Below are 20,193 nucleotides of genomic sequence, written 5' to 3'. Positions count from 1 at the left end.
AATCCGCTCACTCTCGCAACAGCTCGATCGACGCAAGAGGGCTAGGGATCGACCGCTCACTGAACGCGATGACCTCAACCCCTTGCTTGGAACAATCAGGGTACACCCAAGTTCATCATCCGCCAAACCGTATCCCAAAGTGTGGGGAGACGAGAGCTATTCATCAGACCAATCATAGAACCCCTGCCCGCTCTTCACACCGTAGTCCCCGGCCCGAACCATCTTTTTGATGTTTTGTGGCGGCCGATAGACGTCGCTCCCGAGTTCTTCCGCGAGGTATTCACCGACCTCTACACGAACATCCCAGCCGTTGTAATCTCCAAGCTTGAGCGGTCCCATCGGGTGGTTGTACCCCATCTCCATCGCCGTATCGATGTCTTCGGGAGAGGCGACACCCTGTTGGACCATTCGTGCGGCTTCCATTCCTAAGACGAGACCGAGACGGGAGGTGGCAAATCCAGGAAAGTCGTCAACGACGATGCTTTCTCGTCCGAGGTCTGCGGCTAAGTCCTCAGCGCGAGCAAGCGTGTCGTCGTCGGTATGATGTCCAGTAATGAGTTCGACGAGTTTCATCTTCACTGGCGGGTTGAAAAAGTGCGTTCCGATCACTCGTTCGGGATGGTCCGCCGCGGTGGCGATAGTGGTAAGGGAGATGGACGATGTGTTCGAACCGAGGACCACGTTCGGATCCGTCATTTCGTCCAGTTCCTCAAAAATCGACTGTTTGAGCTCTTCATCCTCAGTAGCTGCCTCAATGATGAACGTGGCTTCATCAGTTACGTCCCGGAGGTCAGTCGTGCCCGTTACGCGGCCGAAGACTTCGTCGGCATTCTTAATGATATCGCGGTCCTCAGCCTCTTTGAGGTCAGCCTCGATGCGCTGAAGACCCTCCTGCACGAGCTCTTTATCGATATCCCGCATGGTTACGCTGAATCCGTTCTGTGCGGCGAGTTGTGCAATACCACTACCCATGGTTCCGGCACCAATAATGCCGAGTAGATCTTCCGCCATGCCCTCATCATCAGCAGTGAGCGTAAAAAGGTTCGTACTGGAGGAAAAGAGGTTCAGCAAAGACACCGGCGCTATCCCCTTTGAGGACACCTACTGCGATTGCTTTGTGGGTGATAACTGAGACGGCCGAAATCCTTGAATAGTTATGGATATGAAACGATTTGTCTTCGGCAGCGGTGGTCGCTACTTTCGTTTCACCCGAGCGGTTACCGTCCCGTCAACCACGACGGTGCCGTTAGTCTTTTTCAGTGCTACTTCGAACACAACAATTCCTTCCTCGTCAACGACCCGAGTCTCCGCGACGGTTGCTCTCGCGGTCACTGTTTCGTCTTCAAACACCATGTTGTGAAACCGAAAGTCGAGTCCTCGGAGATCAACTGGCGATACTAGTTCGCGTACGACTGTCTGAAGCATATACGAGCAGTTTGCTGGTCCTTGGTTTAGGAGTCCGGAGTAGCCGAGTTCGTTCGCCCGTCGCCGATCATAGTGTGGCGGGTACGGATCCTGTAGGAGCGCAGCGATCAGTTTCATGTCGTCTCCGCGGAGGTCACTGACCCTTCGGGGCTCGAGTTCGTCACCGGGTGAAAGGTCCTTGAAGTACATCTCAAGCATCCTCCAGGATAACCATATCGACCTCAAGGTCGTACACTGCCGTTCCGTCTGTCGTCTCGACGCTATAAGTATGGGTAACGATGGTTAGTTCACCGGAAGATCCTTCTTTTTCGACAACGCTCTCGATAACCCCCTCTACGTAGAGAGTTTCACCCACTTCAATAGGAGCATGGAAGTCGGCGCGGAGACCGCCGAGGGCCGCCCCACTCGCCCAGTCCTCGGTAAGCCGGCTCATCGTCTGTTTGATCCCACCAGTAGCTTCGAAGACGATATGCTGGCACATAGAGTGGGGAACAAGCTGACTCGTCCCCACCGGTGATTGAGCATCATTGGTGTAACGGAATGCATCTTCGTTGTTCCTAGTCGCATCCGCCCAAAGGTGCGCTTTCCAGCCTTCGACCTCATACTTACCGGAGGGTAGCTCGGTTCCCACAAGCTTTGATCGCCCCATACTACTCTGGAATGTGGGCGGTGGTATAAACATAGGTCATATCAGCGCTGTCTGATTGAGAATGAGCAAATCGTCTGTACCTAAGACACTGGACACCTCTTCGCTTAGCCGGTTCGACCACATCCAACCGAACCGACTCGGATAAATCTGCGACAGGAATCCTCCCAATTCACTGTCGAGAACACGAATCTTCTCTGCGCTCTCATCACCATTCTATTGGACGACCATGCTCTCTCAACCATTACTCATTCTGTAAATTATTTTTGTTCGCAAACCCATACCTTTTCTATCATTTTTTGGATATAGCAGGAAATCACATTCAGTGTTGCACCATGTCGCTCACGGCGATACATATATGATGAGGATGAGTCAAACTGTACCACTATGGACTACAACTTCGACCTCGGGGTTGAAGATACCAAACGGTTTGTCAGGGAGACTCGCACCTTCACTGTCGGAGATCAACTTCGAAAATCGGCGCGAATGTGGCCAGATCAGGTGGCAATCTCGGAACCAGGCCGAGAGCTGACCTTTGCCGAGCTCGACGACCGAACGGACCGCCTCGCGGTCGGTATTCTCTCAGCCGGCTACGAGCCGAACAAGTCCACAATCGCGGTGCTTGCGGAAAATCGGAGGGAGACTGTCGAGTTGTTACTCGCATGTGCGAAGATAGGGATTCTCGTCGCCCCGCTCAATTGGCGGCTCAATCGTGACGAATTAGTTCACTGCGTTGATCTCGTTGAGCCAAGGGGACTGGTTGTCTCCGATCGATTCGTCGACCGGCTTTCCTGGATTGAGTCCGACTGTGACACGACCCCCAAGGTTATCAAGTATGATTCTCAGATCAAGGGGTCATTTAGCGAACTCCTTTCGGCAGGTAAGTCAAGTGAGTCCGCGCCGGATGTCTCTGTCAACCCAGAACAGGGATTCGTCGTGCTAAACACCTCGGGGACGACCGGGTTGCCGAAAGGCGTCGTCATTAGTCACCGTGCAGAGATCGCCCGCGCGGTCCAAGTCACGATCGACTATGGTCTTAACCGGGGAGATAGCTATCCCGGCTGGCCACCGATGTTCCACATGGGCGGCATTGAATGGGTCGTCGTCACTACCTATCTCGGAGGTACTTTCTATCCGATTGACGGTTTTGATCCGGAACAGATACTTGATGTCGTTCTCGAATCGTCCGACCCGATTAGCTGGCTCTACCTCGTCCCTGGTACGATCGAACCTTTCGTCGAACTTTTCAAACGGCGAAATCTCGATCAAGAGCACCTCCCAACGATACGAGCGATGGCTGCCCTCCCGGATCTAATTGACCCGAGCCTTATTAGTGAGACAATGGAGCTATTCGACGCGCCATTCCAGAATACGTACGGTGCAAGTGAGACTGGACATGTCATGTCGGGGAGCAAGCTTCCGGTTGGTACCCCTCCATCAGATGTTGAGTTCTCAAAAACGGAGAGCCCGCTTGTGGAAATAAAGCTTATCGATGAAGACTGGACTGAGGTCGAAAATAGAGGAGAGCTAGCCGTCCGGGGTCCTGCACTATGTAGTGGGTACGTTGACGCCCCTTTGGTTAACGAAGAAGACTTTCAAGACGGTTGGTTCAGAACGGGGGATATCTTCACTCGTCAGCAGGATGGGACCTACAATTTTGTCAGCCGGCGGAAGTACCTTATCAAATCCGGCGGCGAGAACATCTACCCAACGGAGCTCGAAACACCCATTACCAAACTGGATGCCGTTAATGAAGTCGTCGTCGTCAAAGCGCCTGATGAGAAATGGGGTGAAGTACCCCGAATGTTTGTTGAGATAGCAGATATTGCGGATCTGGACGAAATGCGGAGTGAGATCCTTTCTCGGCTCGAGGGTCAGGTCGCTCGGTACAAACTCCCCCATTACATCGAGTTCTGCGACCCAGGCAGCCTTCCTCGATCCACTAGTGGAAAGATCGCCCGTTCGGACCTAGAGGATAATGATCCAGATATGTCCACTCGAGTCCGTAGCCCCTAACAATCCCTACCTCGACAGTAATTTGAACTCTTCGTAGGTTCGGTTTGGTTATGAAATAACTCTGAAAAGAAATGTTTGGTGGTTAACATTTATACACTGGACTGTCTGATTGAGATGTTCCAGATATTTTCGGAAGTTTGATTCACCGGACCGGTAGAGAGAAAAGCCAAATACTGTTTCGGCGGCCGGCGAGTCAGAGAGACGATTAGCTACCAGATTTGGATTCTCTTTTTGTGTTCGAAGCGGTTCTCCAGAAAGCGATACTAACCGTTCGGAATCCCTTGATTAGACAATTCCCTACATACCATTATTCTGGTGAAACGGCATTGATGGGTGGATACGGCGCTGTTCAGTTGAGAGTGGGCAGGCTGAAGAGCTATTGGTTCCTACTATTCGGCGACCTGTTCCGTGAAGCGTTAGAACCGGTAGATAGTGACTGTTGGAACCGAGAGCGGATGGCGACGTCCGTGGGGCGTTCGCCGTTCGGTCTCATTCTGCGGGGCTCTCACTTCGGGAGTCGATCGGTGTATTCCCCGCGATCGCTCATCTACTTGTAGAGGAACACGCAAAGAGGGAAGCAAGTCGGACACTTCTCCTGGCAAGCAGCTCAGCAATACGACACTCAAGTTGGTGATGAGGGGCGAGATAGCCAACATTACTAATCACTTCACGTGTCATACATGTTGAGGAATCTGCGAGATATCGATGTCGATTCACAGCGGCACGTCCGCGAGCAAAGGGTTGTGAGTCGCCGCAACATGGGGCGTTGCTCGCCATCAACGCACCGGTCCCGCATCCGGGGAGTAGTGCTCGACTACATCGCTCAGCACTCTCTTGGCCTGCCTCGGTCCTACAAAGAGTGAGTTGAAAACATTGCTTTGTACCTCGCCCAATCCGTAGTAGAATGTTCCTCGTAGACGGCACGAATAGCGCAACGTTTAATCCCAGTCGTAAGAAAATGATGTTGAACACGTATGCCCTGTACTGCTGAATACTTGTCAGCAAATATCATTGTGCACTGGTCAACTGATATCCAGAGAAACCAGCATGAGTAGCAACGACCTCGCAGCCACCGATGCAAACTTTGAGCATGTCCGAGTCGAGGTCGATCAACCGGTCGAACACGCCGTCACAATCGTCTTCGACCGCCCAGAGGCGCGAAACGCGATGAACGCAACCCTCAACGCCGAAGCGGAGCAAGCACTCGAAGCCATCGAGGATTCGCGTGCCCGGGTCATCGTTCTGACCGGATCCGACGAGGCGAGCACATTCGTTGCCGGTGCAGATGTTGCCGAAATGAAAAAACGGACACCGCTTGAGCAGCGGTCCGAGCGGCGCCCACCGCGTCTCTACGAACGGATCGAGAATCACCCCCTACCAACCGTGGCACAGATCAACGGCCACGCATTAGGTGGTGGATGCGAACTCGCGTTGGCGTGTGACGTCCGAATCGCCTCGGCTGACTCCTTGTTCGGGTTCCCGGAAATCACACTTGGTCTGATTCCGGGTGGTGGCGGCACACAGAGACTCCCTCGTCTTGTCGGTCAAGGAAAAGCGATGGAACTAGTGCTCAGCGGCGACATGATAGATGCCGCAGAGGCAGCTGAGATCAAACTAATCGAGCGCGTGGCTGACCCAGACACCCTCAACGAGGCCGTCACTGAGTTCGTCGAAGCAGTTGCAGCGAACAGTCCGGTCGCACTCTCGTATGCCAAACAGGCCATCCAGGCAAGCAGCCGGATGGGACTGTCCGAGGGCGTCGAACACGAGTTCGAACTGTTTATCGGCGCGTTCTCCAGTGACGATGCAAGCGAGGGTATTGCGGCGTTCACCGAGGACCGTGAACCCGAGTGGACGGGACGGTAACCGGACTTTAACTGCCGTCTGTTCTCCTATCAGAACCCGGGTGGTCAATAGTTATAAGCTTGGCTGCACTGAAAGACAGTACAGCCATCTCAATGGTAGAAGTCGATTTCAGGACTACACTATGACAGGGCACATCGGACTTGAATCAGAACACGAGGAGTACCGACAACGAGTCAGAGAGTTCGCCGAACAGGAAGTCGCGCCGGTCGTTGACAAGTATGAAGGCCGAGGAGAGTTCCCCCTTGACCTCATTGACGACCTTGGTGATGCGGGTCTATACGGAGTAACGATCCCGGACCAGTACGGCGGCGAGGGGCGAGATTATCGGTCATTCGTCGTCACCATCGAGGAACTTTGTCGGATCTGGAAGATTCCGGCGGGGGTCGTTTCGCTTTCGGGGTCGCTTATAGGCCACACCCTCCAGAAGTTCGGTAGTGAACGCCAGCGCGAGGAGTGGCTGACCGACATCTTCACCCAGAACCAGGTGACCGCCGTCTCGCTCACCGAACCGCAAGCCGGCAGCGACGCGAACGCGCTTGAAACCACCGCTGAACGCGATGGCGACGAGTTCGTTATCAATGGTCACAAGGTCTGGACCTCACACGGAGAGGTCGCGGACCTGATCTTCGTCGTTGCTCGGACCGACAACACCGGTGATCACGACGACGTAAGCATCATCGGCGTCCCAAACCCTAAAGAGCGCGATGGGATCGAATTCGTCCGCGATATTCCTTGCATGGAAGGCGGTGCCGTTGTCGAAAACGAGGTTAAATATGAGAACCTCCGGGTGCCTATCGAGAATTTAGTTGGCGAGGAAGGCCGCGGGTTCCGATACATCATGGAAGCGCTCGATATCGGTCGGTTGGGTGTTGCCGCCCAATCAACGGGTATTCTCCGGGGCTGTCTCGATGAGAGTGCGAAATTTGCTGATGAACGCGAACAGTTTGGCGAACCGATCCGCGAAAACCAAGGCATATCATTCAAACTCGCTGATATGAAAATGGATCTGGAGGCGGCACGGTTACTAACGTATAGCGCTGCAGCAAAACTTGATGCAGGCGAACGGGTCACCCAGGATGCAGCCATCGCAAAAACCTTCGCTTCCGATGCCGCAATGGAGGGTGCTATAGAGGCTGTCCAAGTGCTCGGATCACGCGGCTACTCCAAAGACTACCCCGTCGAACGGTTCATGCGGGAGGCAAAGGGCGCTCAGATCTATGAGGGAACAAATGAGATCAACCGGACCGTCGTCGCGCGTCACCTCTACGACTGACCGCTGGTGACCTCAACCGGGATGGAGGACTACTCAACCCTGGCCCGCACCAATAGACCTATGGACTTTCGTCCATGACAGTCTGCCATCGATGTACATGGAGTGCCTGCAATGACCACAGAATCAGAAGGTATTGTTGACGTCTGGTGTAACCTCTTTACACAGAAGGGAACGGAACTGTACTATGATTCCCAAGCCCAGCACGTCGCCGCCCAAGTCTTCGGCATGGAGGATATGTACGATCCGTCTCAGGGAATGTCAGCGGACGACTTCATCGCAAAGATGGACACACACGGTGTTGATCAGGTGTTCATCCCGGCACTCAAGTTCGGCAACCCGGATGGCGGATTAGAAATCGATGTTCCGTACGAATGGGTCGCCGATGTCGCCGAGGCATATCCAAATCGAATCAAAGGCACAGCGGGCATCAACCCTCGAGAAGGAATGGAAGGGGTCGCCCGCCTCGAACGATACGTTGAGGATCATGGGTTCGTTGCCGGACTCCTCGAACCATACGGGTGGGACCTCCCCCTCAATCACCGCCAGTTCTATCCTTTCTATGCCAAGTGTGCCGAACTCGATATCCCCGTCTTGATGCAGGTCGGCCACTCAGCAATGCAGATGCCAAGCAAACACGGGAAGCCAATCTTACTCGATGACGTCGCATTGGACTTCCCTGATCTCAAGGTGATCGGTTGTCATACAGGCTGGCCATGGTCGAAGGAACTCGAAGCAATGGCGTGGAAACACCCGAATGTCTACATGGGCGCGACAGCCCACGCACCTAAGTACTGGGAAGAGAATGTCGTAAATTTCATTCGAAGCCGTGGCCAAGACAAGGTGGTCTTTGGGACTGACTATCCCGTACTTGACTACGATACGGTGATTCCTCAACTCGACGATCTCGACTTAGGTTCTGAAGTAAAGCACAAACTCCTCTCGGAAAACGCGCGGACCATTTTCGGGGTTTGATGCGATTCCTATGGCCCTGTGCCAGCGAGGTGATATCCCAGCCGGAGCGCAGCCGTTGCCTACCAGTGTGCCAGGTTGAGTTCGATCACGTTCGATGATTGTAGGAGGAGATTTGGAAGGTCCTCCTCAAACAGAGTACCCTTTAAGCGGTTGGCAGGGCCGCCCACCGTGATTGCCCCTCGTACCCTGTTCCGGCAGATCAGAGGTACCGAGATAGCCTTCACACCTTCGACCAGTTCTTCGACGTCGGTTGCGTATCCACGCTCGCGGATGGCGTCGAGTTCCGCGAACAGATCCTCGCGCCCGGTGACTGTGTATTCAGTGTATTCCGGCAGGCCGTGCTGGTCGATAATTTGCTCTACCCGCCATTCTGGGAGATGAGCCAGAATTGCCTTTCCCGGCGCGCTCGCGTTGAGAACAACTCGCCGGCCGGCGTAAGCTTCGAGATTCACGGCATTAGTGCCTTTTGCGATTGCAAGAAGAACACCCATTCCGTTCTCTTCGACCATCAGGCTAGCGTGTTCTTGGGTTTCGCTGGCCAGCTTACTCACTTCGTCATCAGAAACTTGATATATGTCTGAATTTCTTCTGGTTTTCTCGCCAATCTCCAGAAACTGAAAACTCACTTGGTACTTCTTGTTCTCTCTGACGACGTAACCCAATGATTCGAGTGTCGTGAGATGGTCGTGGAGAGTGCTGTCTGCCAGATCGAGGTGTCGGGCGAGTTCCGAGAGACTGGCGCGCTCAAGTTCGAGAAGAGCCTCGATTATCTCGAAAACCCGCGTCGCAGTCTTGACTGGCACAGTCTTACTCATAGGAGACAATTGTCCACACACCACATAAACATTCCGCTATCTCCGGAGAATCACTACCGAGGTAATAGCCGATCTCAACCTAAGTCCTAATCACTGCCTGGCACTGGTTGGAATTCCCGACTGAAGAGCCAGTAGGCGTGTCTTCTCGGCGCCGGTAACTACATAGCTTTTCCGAACCCAATGAGAAAGGACGCCCTCCTAAACTTTCAGTAGCACTTATCTCTGGGCATAATCAGCTGGTCTGAATGATATTCATCTGTCTCGCCTTATCCTCCCTATAGTTGCAAGACTTTACTCTGAAGCTAGAAAGAGCAAGTCAGTGTTCGTATATTTTTCCGGGTCGCAGAACACCAGCCAAATGAATCCACTGTGGTAGTCCGGCCGGCTCATATCGCTTGTGACTACTGTCCTCATTCATCACACAATTTCCGATATATCCGGAACTATACTGCCAAATATTCAAATCTCCTGATTGATCTACGTTCGGATTAGAACGACATTTCTAATCTCAGGCTACAGCACAGTGTTTCCTGACTCCAAAGAATATAAGTAACCACTTTTGCTGAGCTATGTTGCTACTCTAGAGAGGGAATTTTTATCTCTAAGCTATCTGAAATTAACATCCATATCCGTGTTACAACTGAGATCGGAAATGATGTTTTGCTTGGGAGTACTGACAAACATCTGCATAAATCTCCGCTATATCCGGAACATGCGGATTCCAGTAAAATCACAGTTTAGAACAATAGAATAATAACTCAATCTTTGTGAAACTATCTCAAGAATAACTATACCAAATCTAGCGCTGTCTAGTTACTAGACTTCGCACGTTAGATGGAATATTCCCTCGATCTGGTGCACCAGTTCGTCAGTGCTATAGTTGGGACTACTAAGTGCCCAGGAGAGAAGGTTCTGAACGTCTTCGTGGAAGGAACGCTTGACGTCGTTGCGAAGTGAACTCGCGTGTGCGAGAATCGTTCCAAAAGCCCTGTCTGCAGCACCCAGCTTCAGGAGGCTGTAGGCCAACATCAGCAGGTGCCGTTGGCGACTGGCACCTGCGGCATGCCCAAGCTCGCAATCTCCCAAACCAAGATCCGGCTTGGTATCCCTGTAGAACGTCTCCACTCGCCATCTCATTGCGTACATCCCGATGAGATGGCTCGCTGGCACATCGATCTTATTCGAAGCAATGTACTTCACACTCGCTTCGTCTCCTTGGTCTCATCTTATGAACAAACTCCATTGCCTTTTCACTGGATTCAACGAAGCCCGAATACGTTACCCTTGGTAATGATATTCGTTGACAAAAGTGTTATATGGTAGCGTTTCTGAGAAAGGAGAGTGTTGATATGAGCAACCCCGATGACAAAATTCCAAGAAGAGGATTACTTAAAGCAACAGGTACAGGTATGGGGATATCGATGCTCGCCGGGTGTACTGGCGATGGCGGCAGTGGCGGCAGCAGTGGGAACGATAGCGACGGCGGCAGCAGCGGGAACGGACAGGTGTCCGGTCCGATCAAAATCGGATTGCTGGCACCGCAACCGGGCAGTTTCCCGGGTGGAACGGCAATGGCTAACGCCGGAGAGATGGCCGTAGAGCAATTGAACGAGAGCGGTCTCGCGGGTGCCGACGTTGAGGTCGTTGTAAAAAATACAGAGCTCACACCCAACGTGGCGCGTACCGCATATCAGGAGCTCATCCTTCAGGAAGAAGTAGACGTCACCACTGGCGTCTACACCAGTGAATCCTTCCTCAATATCATGGACGTGATCGCCGACAATGGAGTTATTCATATGAGTTCCGCGGCGATTACCCCCGACATGAACGAACGGGTAAAAAATAACTACGAACAGTACAAGTACCTGATCCGACCTGGTCCGCCGAACAGCGTCAACCTCGGACGGAACATGGTTGATTTTGCCAAGGACATGTTCTCGGAAATGGATTGGAACCGGGTCGGCCTCCTGGTCGAGGACATCGAGGGATTCGTGGCTCAGGTTCAGGAAGTCCGACAAGGTCTCCAGAACATGGACGTCAATATCGTTCAAGACGTCAGCTTCAGCTCCGACACAGAGGATTTTACATCGATCTTCGACAGGTTCGAGAATTCGAACGTTGACGGTGCCTTCGTGTTCATGTCAACTACGGGGACTCCCGCAATCGTTCAGTGGCAACAACAGCAACGTCAGTTCGGGTTCGGTGGTCTTCACGCGCCCATGACCGCACCCGGCTACTACGAGTCCGTTGACGGAGCCTGCCAGTACGCGTGGACATATGCTTCGGCCTGCGCGACCTCAGAAATCACCAAAAAAACGCTCCCGTTCGTGAACGGGTATCGGGACCGCTACAATGGTGTTCCAGGATATCTCGGATACACGACTTACGATGCGATACGGATGTGGGCACAGGCCGTTGGAAATATCGGCAGTCTCAACCAGGAAGATCTCATCTCCGAGATCGAAGGAATGAGTTACACGGGAACAACCGGCGTCATTGAGATCCAGGGTAGGAACGACGAGTTTCCTCACGATCCAGTCTTCGAGGATGACCAAGTTCGTCCGATCAAATTCCAGTGGCAGGAGGACAACAGTGGCGCCTCACAAGAAACAGTTTGGTGGTCCGACGCCGCGACGGCGGAGTATCAAAAGCCAGACTGGATCTAATGTTCCGTTCGCTCCCTCGTCGTAGACTACGGTAGATTCATTAGACACCACACCACACTACCATCATATGATCGACTTCAGCGTACTCGTAAATGGGCTATTGCTGTCCTCGTTGTATGCCCTCATTGCAATGGGCTTCACGATGATATTTGGCATCGGTGGGGTTCTCAACGTTGCCCACGGAGCAAGTATCACCGTCGGCGGCTTTGCGATGTACTATACTACGAGCACCTTTGGTCTGAATCCGTGGTACGGCGCACTCGCAGCGTTGATCGTCCCGGGAATTTTCAGTGCCGTCGTGTACGTCGGGTTGGTACGGTGGATTGAAGACGATCCGATCATTGTCGTCATTACAACACTACTAGTTCTATTACTCATAGAACGTTCTTTCCTGTTGGTCGCAGGTTCACAGGGGAAAGTCGTGCCGAGCTTGATTAGCGGGCAGTTAGAGATCGGGTCGATAAGCGTCGGACTCAATCGGGTGCTCGCGTTCGTTGTCTCGTGGATTCTTATACTTGCACTCTTATATTTCGTCGAACGAACCCGCATGGGAACTGCGATCCGGGCACTGAGTATGAGTGAACGTGGATCCGCACTCGCTGGGATCAACGAGTTCCGCATTTCGGTCATGACATGGTTCATCGCCGGTGTACTGGCGGGTGCCGCGGGCCTGTTCCTCGGAACGTTCCAAACCGTCGGCTGGGACATGGGGCTAGACCCCCTGTTGCTCGGCTTCGCTATCGTCATCTTCGGCGGGCTGGGGTCAATCCGCGGGAGCGTCATCGCTGCCTACATCATCGGGTTTATCGATGTGCTTACCACGACCTACGTTGACGCCACGCTTACAGGTATGTCTGCTTTCATCATTCTAATGGTCATATTGATTGCTAGACCGGAGGGCCTGTTTGGTCATGCTGAGGTGAGCTGAAATGTCGACGACAGCAGAGACAATCGTCACCCAAGCGGGTCAAAAAGTGCTCACGACGCCGCGCTACGTTATTGGTATTGTCGCGGTTTTGGCGTTAGCTTTGCTTCCGCTTCAGGTAGAACCGAGCCTCATACTCAAGCTCACGTCCGCGTTGTATTTCGCCATGTTCGCCATCAGCTGGGATTTCGTGTCGGGATACACGAATCAGGTGAGCTTTGGGCACACGTTCCTTTTCGCCATTGGCGGCTACACTACGGCGCTGCTCAACCTTGAGTACGGAGTGGCCCCAATTCTCTCGATACCTTTGGGGGCACTCCTCGCAGGCGTCGGCGGGGTCCTACTGGCCCTCCCAGCAATCCGGGTCAGAGGTCATTACCTTGCATTGTTTACATTGATGGCTGCTCTGATCCTCGAACGACTTTTTATCATGTTCAGCGACACATTTGGTGGGGAAACGGGCCTCCCCCAACCACAGGGTCTCCTTCTCGGTGAAGACTATCTTGCTACCATCGAACTGAACTACTACCTCGCATACGCGCTGTTTACGATCATTCTCGTGTTCGCGTTCCTCATTACCCGCTCTGACATCGGAGAGGTGTTCACAGCCATTCGGGAAGACGAAGAGGCCGTTGGAGCCACTGGAACCAACGCTACGAAATTCAAGATATTCGCGTTTGCGACAAGTGGAGTCATCGGCGGATTGGCCGCTGGATTTCTCGTCCACTCGCCGGTTGGCAGTGCTTCGCCGAGCCAACTGCTCACGCTCGTAGTCATGATCGACGTACTCATTGTGAGCATCTTTGGTGGATTAGGGACAATAGTCGGTCCAGCACTCAGTGGTATCTCGCTGTACATGATGCGTGACTATCTCAGCAATGTTGACCAAGTCGTCCCGGTGATGGACAGAGCGGTCGCGGACCTCAGTCTTATCGTATTCTACGCGTTGACGTTGGTGTTGTTGTTCGTTCTTCCTGGTGGGCTGTTACCGTGGTCAATTCGACAGGGGCGGCACGTCCTCTCCATTTTGCCCTGGTATCAAACAGAGCTAGTGAGGAACGATGGACAGTCAGCTGCCGGTCAACAAGTCGAGACACTCAGAGAGGGCCTAACAGACGAACAGCGGCGTGAGGAGGATGACAAACAATGAGTGAAACCACAACAGAGACGGCCGATTTAGATTCAAGCGCCAACAAGGAATCCGGTGGGGGACCGAACGAGGGAATACTCGTCGTGAACCAACTCACGAAGCAGTTCGGGGGACTGACCGCTGTAGACAACCTCTCCTTTACCGTCCAAGAAAATGAGATTGTCGGGTTCATCGGACCGAACGGCGCGGGCAAGTCAACCACGTTCAACTGTATCAGCGGCGCCCACAAGCCAACCGCTGGAACAGTGTACTACGCGGGCGAAGACGTCACCGATAAATCGACTCACAATATGGTCAAACGCGGGATGGCCCGAACGTTCCAAGAGTTCCGGCCTTTCTACGACCGGAGTGTAATTGAAAACATCAAACTTGCACTTATTGCAGACAAGATCCGACCCACTGGCCTCTTAGGGAGAACGACGGACCGCGCATCGGATATCTGTGAACGGATTGGGCTAGCTGATGTAGAGGACCTGCAGCCGGACGAATTACCGCACGCATCGTTGCTCCGGCTCGAATTGGGCCGAGCACTTGCCACGGATCCCTCGTTGTTGCTGATCGACGAACCGTTCGCGGGTCTCGCTAGAACGGAAGTCGAAGAAATTGCTGACCTCCTACACGAGCTTCGGGACGAGGGACGGACACTCGTGGTAGTTGATCACAACATGCGAGGACTTCTTGATCTTATCGATAGAGCGATTGTTATCCAGTGGGGATCCCTGCTCGCCAAAGGCACCCCCGAAGAGATTAAAGGCGACCCACAGGTTCAAAACGCGTATCTGGGGAGTGAGACTGTATGATGGGCCATAGTAGTGCTCCGGAATCCGTAGAGACCACCACAAACGGTGCCCCTATTTTGGATATTGAGAACGTTCGAGTCTCATACGGTAAGGTTCAGGCTCTCAAGGGTGTTTCACTCTCAATGCGGGCAGCCGACATCCTTGCCGTCATCGGTCCAAACGGTGCCGGGAAATCGACGCTCGCTGATACAATCGCAGGGTTGCTCAACTACAAAGGGACAGTGCGTTTTCGGGGTGAGGAGGTCCGTGATCGAACGGTGAACCGCAACGTCGAAGATGGGTTGATCTATTGCACCGAAAATCGTGACCTCTTCGATTTCATGACGGTTGAGCAGAACTTACTCATCGGTGCATACCGCAACTACAATGCTCGACAGGAACGGCTGGAGTATGTTTACGAACTGTTCCCTCGCCTCCAAGAACGCGCATCACAGCACGCACAGACAATGAGCGGCGGTGAACAGCAAATGCTCGCTATTGGTCGCGCACTGATGGGTGATCCTGACCTACTCGTGCTCGACGAACCCACGCTCGGGCTCGCTCCTGTCATCATTGATGACATTTCCGAAGCACTCACCGACATCGTCGAAACTGGTGTCAGTGTACTATTACTCGAACAAAACGTTACGTTTGCCGTCCGCTACGCCGACCATATCCATCTTTTAGAGAACGGAAACGTCGTGCGTGACGGTCCTCCCGAAGATCTTCAATCAGACGATTACGTCCGTGAGGCCTATCTCGGACAATAGTCGATGTGAAAATATGGTTTCCAGAGTGCTGTCTGCAATGCCGAGCTTCAGGAGGCTGTAGGCCAACATCAGCAGGTGCCGGTGCCAACTTGACACCTGCGGGATAGCGGAGCTCGCAGACTTCCAAACCGAGGTCCTGCTTGGTGGCCCTGAAGAACGTCCCAACCCGCCATCTCATCGCGTACATCCCGATGAGATGGCTCGCTGGCACATCGATCCTATTCGAAACAATGTACTTCACACTCGCTTCGTCTCCTTGGTCTCTCGATTCCTTCTCGGTGATCAGCAACTTCACCTTCCCAAGACGGCTGGCGTCGCGCTTCTGAGTCCAGATATGGTAGGTTTCACTGTCGATCGTGCGCGGGACTGTGTCGATGCGCTCGGCAAGCGATCGACACGGATTCGGTCGCCGCTGTAGCTCACACATGCGTGCTTTTGACGGCTGAAACACACTCTTTGCCGTAGGTTTCGAAATGAGTGGCGAACTCCTTGGAACAGTAGCTCGTGTCGAAGAGATAGGTGTCCGTGGGGATACCCATCTCGATGAGTTCATCTGCGAGTTCGATGGCTAGCTCAACGCGTCGCTGTGTGTCTTTTTCGTAGAGACGGAATCCGAGCGAGTAGGTGGCTTTTGTCGTCAGCGTAGAGTGCGTAGATGAGGCTTTGACCCGGATATATCCTGAAACCGTGCGATCGTAGAATTTCATAGCGTTGGAGGATGTGTTCGCCGACTTTGTGCGTAAAGACGTTATCGACGGCTTGCTCGGCGAGATTGACGATACAGGAGTCATCCATGACCAAATCATGCGGGTGATCCAGATTGCCCGCGAGCGTGACCTCTCCGTGTTTGACACCAACCAGGAAGCTAACGCAACCTCCTACCTACCTAGATGAGGGGTTCTTCGAGCGATAAAACATCTGGGTTTGTCGGATATCAGAACAGATGGACTACGTTGTCGTTTCGATCGACTGAGCGACTGGTCGAAGATACCTCACAGCGATACGTATCTCCGCACGATGCAGAAGGTTGGGGCAACGGATAAATAGACCACACTTGATGATTTTGCAGACGGAGACCAGCCACCGAATTGGATCGTCTCCGCGAGGCGATCCTCAAACCATTTCAGGATAGCACCAAACGTCTCATCAATGAGGTCACAGAACGTGTTGTACGTCAACCCGTCTCGCAACTCTCAACAACCCATTGGGAATTCCACCCTTCTTCCTATCTGAATTGTATACCAAGATCGTGCATCCCGTCGTTGTACATCGCGAGATTGATGAGCAACGGTGTGATGCTCTCGATCTCTGCACTGTTTGCGAGCGCACCGGCGTCAAGCGCGCGTAATCCATTGATCTCCTCAGCGAGCTTCTTGAGGACATTCCTCGCTTCGGCGTCGTCACCCGAGATCACGACATCAAGATTGAGTTCGTTGCTGAGATCGGTGAGCGCGCCCGCTGCAAGATTCTGGAACGCGCTCACGACCGGGACCCCGTCAGGTGTGGCGGCCGCGACTGTCTCCGCAATGCTGCCCGCTTCTGGTGCGTCGTAGTGGAATCCAGTCTCGTCGCGTACCATCCCTACTGCAGGGCTGACAACGATTGCTTTGTCCGCGAGGTCGTCGCGCACTGCCTCAATCGTGTCGGCAGCATAAGCGGGCGGGACGCTTGTCACGACGACACGGCTCCCCGCCGCGGCACCCGTGTTGCTCGTTCCTGAGAGGTCGGCCTCGACACCGTGCTCGCTCAGACGATTACGGTAGTCCCTCGCCCGAGTCATGCCTTTCTCCGCGTTTCGGGAACCTATTACTATTTCGTGGTCGGTGTCTTGCGCCCATCGGAGCGCCAGTCCTTCACCAATGTTACCGGTACCGCCGAGTAGTGCGATTCGCATATCACTCTTCCGAGTAGCAACTGTATAAACGTAATGACAGTGGCTATATCTGGATAGAGATGATTTATTTACAGAATATATTGATTTCAATCAGTAAGGGATTTATGAGTGAATTATCGTGGCGGTGCGCTCCGGTTAGGAGAACTTCTCCACTGCATAAACGACGACTTGAAGATCATCGGTCGGCCCGATCCCTCTTTCTTGAACATAAGGTCTTTGACCGCGACAGGCTCCCACACGCAATCCCGGCAAACAGATAATTTCGTTGATAACAGCTATACGGTACGATTAATTGCCTCTGCCCCATCCAAACCAAATAGGATGCCACAAATTGGCGAAACCTCGGACGACCTCCCGCGGACAGTCGGCCTCCACGACCTACTGTTGTTGAGTGTTGGCGGAATGATCGGTTCGGCGGTATTCTTCTATCCCGCCTTCACCGGCCAATGGATCGGCCCGGCGGCGATCCTCGCATGGCTCGTCGCCGGTGTCGGGATGGTGAGTATCGCGCTCTGTTACACCGAGCTCGCGACCGCGTTCCCCCACTCCGGTGGGCCGGCGGTCTTCCCAGCCGAAACCCTCGGATCGAACGGGCTCGTCAGACAGTTCTTTTCGTATCTTGAAGGGACGTCATACGCGCTCGGCTGGGTGTTCGGTGTCGCCGTCTCCGCGTGGTACGTCGCGAACTACTTGGGTGCGATCCCGTCGCTGGCGGGGGTTCGTTCTCACACTGCGCTGTTTGGTTTGCTTGCGATCGTCGCGAGTCTTGGCGTCACGCTCGCCGGGATCGACGTGACCAAACACACGAACTTCGTTCTCACCGCATTCATCCTCGCAATTCTCATGGCGGTCGCGGCTCTCGGATTTGCGAATGGCGAGCCCACGAACACTACGCCTTTCGTTACTGGGAGCAGCACGCAGTTCCTCGCCGCTGTCGGCGTCGCGATCACCGGCTACGGTGCGTGGACGGTTGTCCCTGCAGCTGCGGGCGAGGTGAAACACCCGGCGTGGACGATCCCGCGTGCGATCATCGGGAGTCTTCTCATCACCACGCTGCTCTACACGACAGTGGTGGTCGCGCTCCACATCACCGTCCAGCCGAGCGCGTTCGCGAACGGGAACCTCGTGATGGTCACGCCACTCTCGGCGGTCGTCGTTGATGCGGGGCTCCCATTCCTCGCGAACTACGCGCTGCCCGTCGCGGCGCTCGTCGCCATCTTCACCACGATGCTCGTCGGGATGACCGGCTCCGCGCGCGTCCTCCGCGCGCTCGCCGAGCGCGACACATTCCCGACTGCGTTCGCCGCGACGAGCGACCGGACGAACGCCCCCTACGTCGCGCTCTGTGTCGTCGCTATCGCCGCCGCGGCCGTCGTCATCGGCAAGCAAGTCGTCGGCGGGATCGTGCTCGCTGCGCTTGTCGGCACTGTGCTCCCGTACGCAATCAACATCGCGTCGTTCGTCGGGCTCCGCGTCCACCGAACAGACGTCACACCGGCCTTCCGTGCGCCGGGCGGCCTCCTCACCGCCGCCATCGCGCTAACCTTTCTTACACTTCTTGCTATCGGGCTCTCAGTCGATTATCCGGTGGCGGCCGGCCTCACTATCGCGGCACTCTTCGCCGGATTCGTCGTACAGTACGTGTTTGGCGACGTTACGACGACGCCCGACCACGAAAACATGTGATATGGTCGAAAAACGATAAGGTAAGACGCTATCTAATTACGTCTTCTCTACCGGGTGGCCGTTGAGCGCTTGATTTGGTCGTTGCGTGTTGTAGTAATGAACGAACCGCTGGAGCTAGCGCCGAGTGCTGGCCGGACCGCCGTTCCATGTCGTATAGAAGTGGTTCGTCCGCTGTTTGAGTATCTAGAACCACTGCTCACTGTGGCTCCGGCCGCTATACTCGACTGACCGCTCAGTCGTGACAGAGCGGTCCAATAGCCGAAACTGTCGACCAGCAGCTCCGCCTCCGAAAGGACGTGATGCTCCGCAAGACGCGAAAGGAACGCCGTCTTCAGAACGCGAACCGTCTGATGTGCTGCACAAGAGCAGAGCTCTGGTGAATGACGCGGGATCGGTTCCGCGGCGGCTGAAAATTTCAACGTCCAGCACGACTATCGAATCGAGGTCGATTGCGGCGTAACACCTCGCCACACGGAGCCGATCTGAATCGCTGTCTCGTTAATGGCGACCCGCCGCGGAGCACTCCGGGACGAATCCTCCTGACCGTCTGCGAGGCGGTGGTCCAATCCCAGACCGCTCCATGCGAGCGGTCAATGCCGAGAGGATCAAGAATCATCATGATTTTTCGGAGCGAGAGCCCCGCAAAGCGGAGTCGGATAGAACTCTGGTTCGCTCGTCGCGCCCGCCTTCTTGTGAGTGTCGGCTATATCACCTTAGTCCGGAATATAATGAATCGAGGATGAAAATCGAGTTTCCTTTGCAATCATTGTCTCTCTGTCCCCACTTCGACCGTAATTACCGTTAATTTCTGCTCTATTAGACGCGTATTCTCAATATCTCTGTCGCGAATTGTGTATAGCTCTCTGTAGTTTATAAGTAGCGTTTCAGGCTCTACTGTGCCCAAGATGGCTGGAATCGGTAGAATTGGCGGATTTAGTGTTTACTCGTGCTTAGTCCAATAAGGACATGTAGACTTATCCGCAGCGCCGCCCTCCCCCACAGCACACCAGATGCAACGACTCAGAACCCGGGTTACTCGCCGCGAGAACAGTGCTCGAACCAGCGAATGTAGTGGAGGCTTATAGCGTGGTGCAGATTGAGGCGGTCCTCGAGGATTTCTGGACGGATAAGGGTAAAGGCCAGGGTGGCGAGAGCGGCAACTACCGCTAGGACGCGGGCCGGGAACTCGATCGGTTCGTCGATTTCCTCATTGGTCACGAGGACAGTCCAACGACGTTCGATGAGTTGGACTCGGGCTACCTTCGTGAGTACGCTCGCTAGGGCTGACCTCGAGAACGGTACGCACCTAC

At 54.0% G+C, this 20,193-nt stretch carries 18 protein-coding genes; 10 read left to right on the top strand and 8 right to left on the bottom strand.

The window, feature by feature from the left end; all coding sequences use genetic code 11:
* Positions 1-156: 156 nt before the first annotated feature.
* The 3 genes from ACP97_RS00445 to ACP97_RS00435 all read right to left on the bottom strand — a co-directional run bounded on the left by ACP97_RS00445 (position 157) and on the right by ACP97_RS00435 (position 2,074).
* On the bottom strand, positions 157-1,011 hold the full coding sequence (locus tag ACP97_RS00445; protein WP_049995933.1) for a 3-hydroxyacyl-CoA dehydrogenase family protein: 855 nt from the start codon (positions 1,009-1,011) through the stop codon (positions 157-159).
* A gap of 183 nt (positions 1,012-1,194) precedes the next feature.
* Positions 1,195-1,614 carry a MaoC family dehydratase gene (locus ACP97_RS00440; protein ID WP_079977486.1) on the bottom strand — a complete coding sequence of 140 codons (420 nt, stop codon included), beginning with the start codon at positions 1,612-1,614 and terminating at the stop codon, positions 1,195-1,197.
* A 1-nt stretch (position 1,615) separates the two neighbouring features.
* Entirely contained in the window at positions 1,616-2,074 is a 459-nt protein-coding gene (locus ACP97_RS00435) for an FAS1-like dehydratase domain-containing protein (RefSeq protein WP_049995873.1), read from the bottom strand.
* 384 nt (positions 2,075-2,458) lie between these two features.
* Between ACP97_RS00435 and ACP97_RS00430 the strand changes: the two genes are divergently transcribed.
* From ACP97_RS00430 to ACP97_RS00415, 4 genes are all read left to right on the top strand, one after another.
* Positions 2,459-4,087 carry a class I adenylate-forming enzyme family protein gene (locus tag ACP97_RS00430; RefSeq protein ID WP_049995872.1) on the top strand — a complete coding sequence of 543 codons (1,629 nt, stop codon included), beginning with the start codon at positions 2,459-2,461 and terminating at the stop codon, positions 4,085-4,087.
* Between the two features lie 1,047 nt (positions 4,088-5,134).
* A complete protein-coding gene (locus ACP97_RS00425) occupies positions 5,135-5,953 on the top strand; it encodes an enoyl-CoA hydratase/isomerase family protein (protein WP_049995871.1) in 819 nt (272 codons plus the stop codon).
* 40 nt (positions 5,954-5,993) lie between these two features.
* A complete protein-coding gene (locus ACP97_RS00420) occupies positions 5,994-7,226 on the top strand; it encodes an acyl-CoA dehydrogenase family protein (protein WP_202593520.1) in 1,233 nt (410 codons plus the stop codon).
* 111 nt (positions 7,227-7,337) lie between these two features.
* Entirely contained in the window at positions 7,338-8,198 is an 861-nt protein-coding gene (locus ACP97_RS00415) for an amidohydrolase family protein (protein WP_049995869.1), read from the top strand.
* 59 nt (positions 8,199-8,257) lie between these two features.
* On the opposite strand, the gene ACP97_RS00410 is transcribed toward ACP97_RS00415, so the two are convergent.
* The gene (locus ACP97_RS00410) at positions 8,258-9,013 is read right to left on the bottom strand and encodes an IclR family transcriptional regulator (protein ID WP_049995868.1); all 756 of its coding nucleotides are present in this window, start codon (positions 9,011-9,013) and stop codon (positions 8,258-8,260) included.
* An 816-nt stretch (positions 9,014-9,829) separates the two neighbouring features.
* Entirely contained in the window at positions 9,830-10,213 is a 384-nt protein-coding gene (locus tag ACP97_RS00405; RefSeq protein ID WP_049995867.1) for a hypothetical protein, read from the bottom strand.
* 149 nt (positions 10,214-10,362) lie between these two features.
* On the opposite strand from ACP97_RS00405, the gene ACP97_RS00400 reads away from it, so the two are divergent.
* From ACP97_RS00400 to ACP97_RS00380, 5 genes are all read left to right on the top strand, one after another.
* Entirely contained in the window at positions 10,363-11,679 is a 1,317-nt protein-coding gene (locus tag ACP97_RS00400; RefSeq protein WP_161782605.1) for an ABC transporter substrate-binding protein, read from the top strand.
* Between the two features lie 67 nt (positions 11,680-11,746).
* The gene (locus ACP97_RS00395) at positions 11,747-12,607 is read left to right on the top strand and encodes a branched-chain amino acid ABC transporter permease (protein WP_049995865.1); all 861 of its coding nucleotides are present in this window, start codon (positions 11,747-11,749) and stop codon (positions 12,605-12,607) included.
* 1 nt (position 12,608) lies between these two features.
* A complete protein-coding gene (locus ACP97_RS00390) occupies positions 12,609-13,754 on the top strand; it encodes a branched-chain amino acid ABC transporter permease (protein ID WP_049995864.1) in 1,146 nt (381 codons plus the stop codon).
* The gene (locus ACP97_RS00385; protein ID WP_049995863.1) at positions 13,751-14,554 is read left to right on the top strand and encodes an ABC transporter ATP-binding protein; all 804 of its coding nucleotides are present in this window, start codon (positions 13,751-13,753) and stop codon (positions 14,552-14,554) included. Before ACP97_RS00390 ends, ACP97_RS00385 begins: the two co-directional genes overlap by 4 nt.
* Positions 14,551-15,303 carry an ABC transporter ATP-binding protein gene (locus ACP97_RS00380; RefSeq protein ID WP_079977472.1) on the top strand — a complete coding sequence of 251 codons (753 nt, stop codon included), beginning with the start codon at positions 14,551-14,553 and terminating at the stop codon, positions 15,301-15,303. Before ACP97_RS00385 ends, ACP97_RS00380 begins: the two co-directional genes overlap by 4 nt.
* A 419-nt stretch (positions 15,304-15,722) precedes the next feature.
* On the opposite strand, the gene ACP97_RS00375 is transcribed toward ACP97_RS00380, so the two are convergent.
* Together ACP97_RS00375 and npdG are read right to left on the bottom strand one after the other, a co-directional pair.
* Positions 15,723-16,010 (bottom strand): hypothetical protein, encoded by a 288-nt coding sequence (locus ACP97_RS00375; protein WP_049995862.1) that lies wholly within the window; start codon positions 16,008-16,010, stop codon positions 15,723-15,725.
* A 518-nt stretch (positions 16,011-16,528) separates the two neighbouring features.
* Positions 16,529-17,197 (bottom strand): NADPH-dependent F420 reductase, encoded by a 669-nt coding sequence (gene npdG / locus ACP97_RS00370; protein WP_049995861.1) that lies wholly within the window; start codon positions 17,195-17,197, stop codon positions 16,529-16,531.
* Positions 17,198-17,518: 321 nt separating this feature from the next.
* Here npdG and ACP97_RS00365 point away from each other — a divergent pair, with 321 nt between their 5' ends.
* Positions 17,519-18,883: an APC family permease gene (locus ACP97_RS00365; protein WP_049995860.1), complete on the top strand. Its 1,365-nt coding sequence runs from the start codon at positions 17,519-17,521 to the stop codon at positions 18,881-18,883.
* A 1,032-nt stretch (positions 18,884-19,915) separates the two neighbouring features.
* Here the strand turns inward: ACP97_RS00365 and ACP97_RS21190 are convergent.
* Positions 19,916-20,101 carry a hypothetical protein gene (locus ACP97_RS21190; RefSeq protein WP_049995859.1) on the bottom strand — a complete coding sequence of 62 codons (186 nt, stop codon included), beginning with the start codon at positions 20,099-20,101 and terminating at the stop codon, positions 19,916-19,918.
* Between the last annotated feature and the right edge of the window lie 92 nt (positions 20,102-20,193).

It is taken from the genome of Halococcus sediminicola, from assembly GCF_000755245.1.
Lineage (GTDB): Archaea > Halobacteriota > Halobacteria > Halobacteriales > Halococcaceae > Halococcus > Halococcus sediminicola.
The sequence above is the reverse complement of the archived record's forward strand: the minus strand, read 5'-3'. Positions and strand labels throughout refer to the sequence as shown.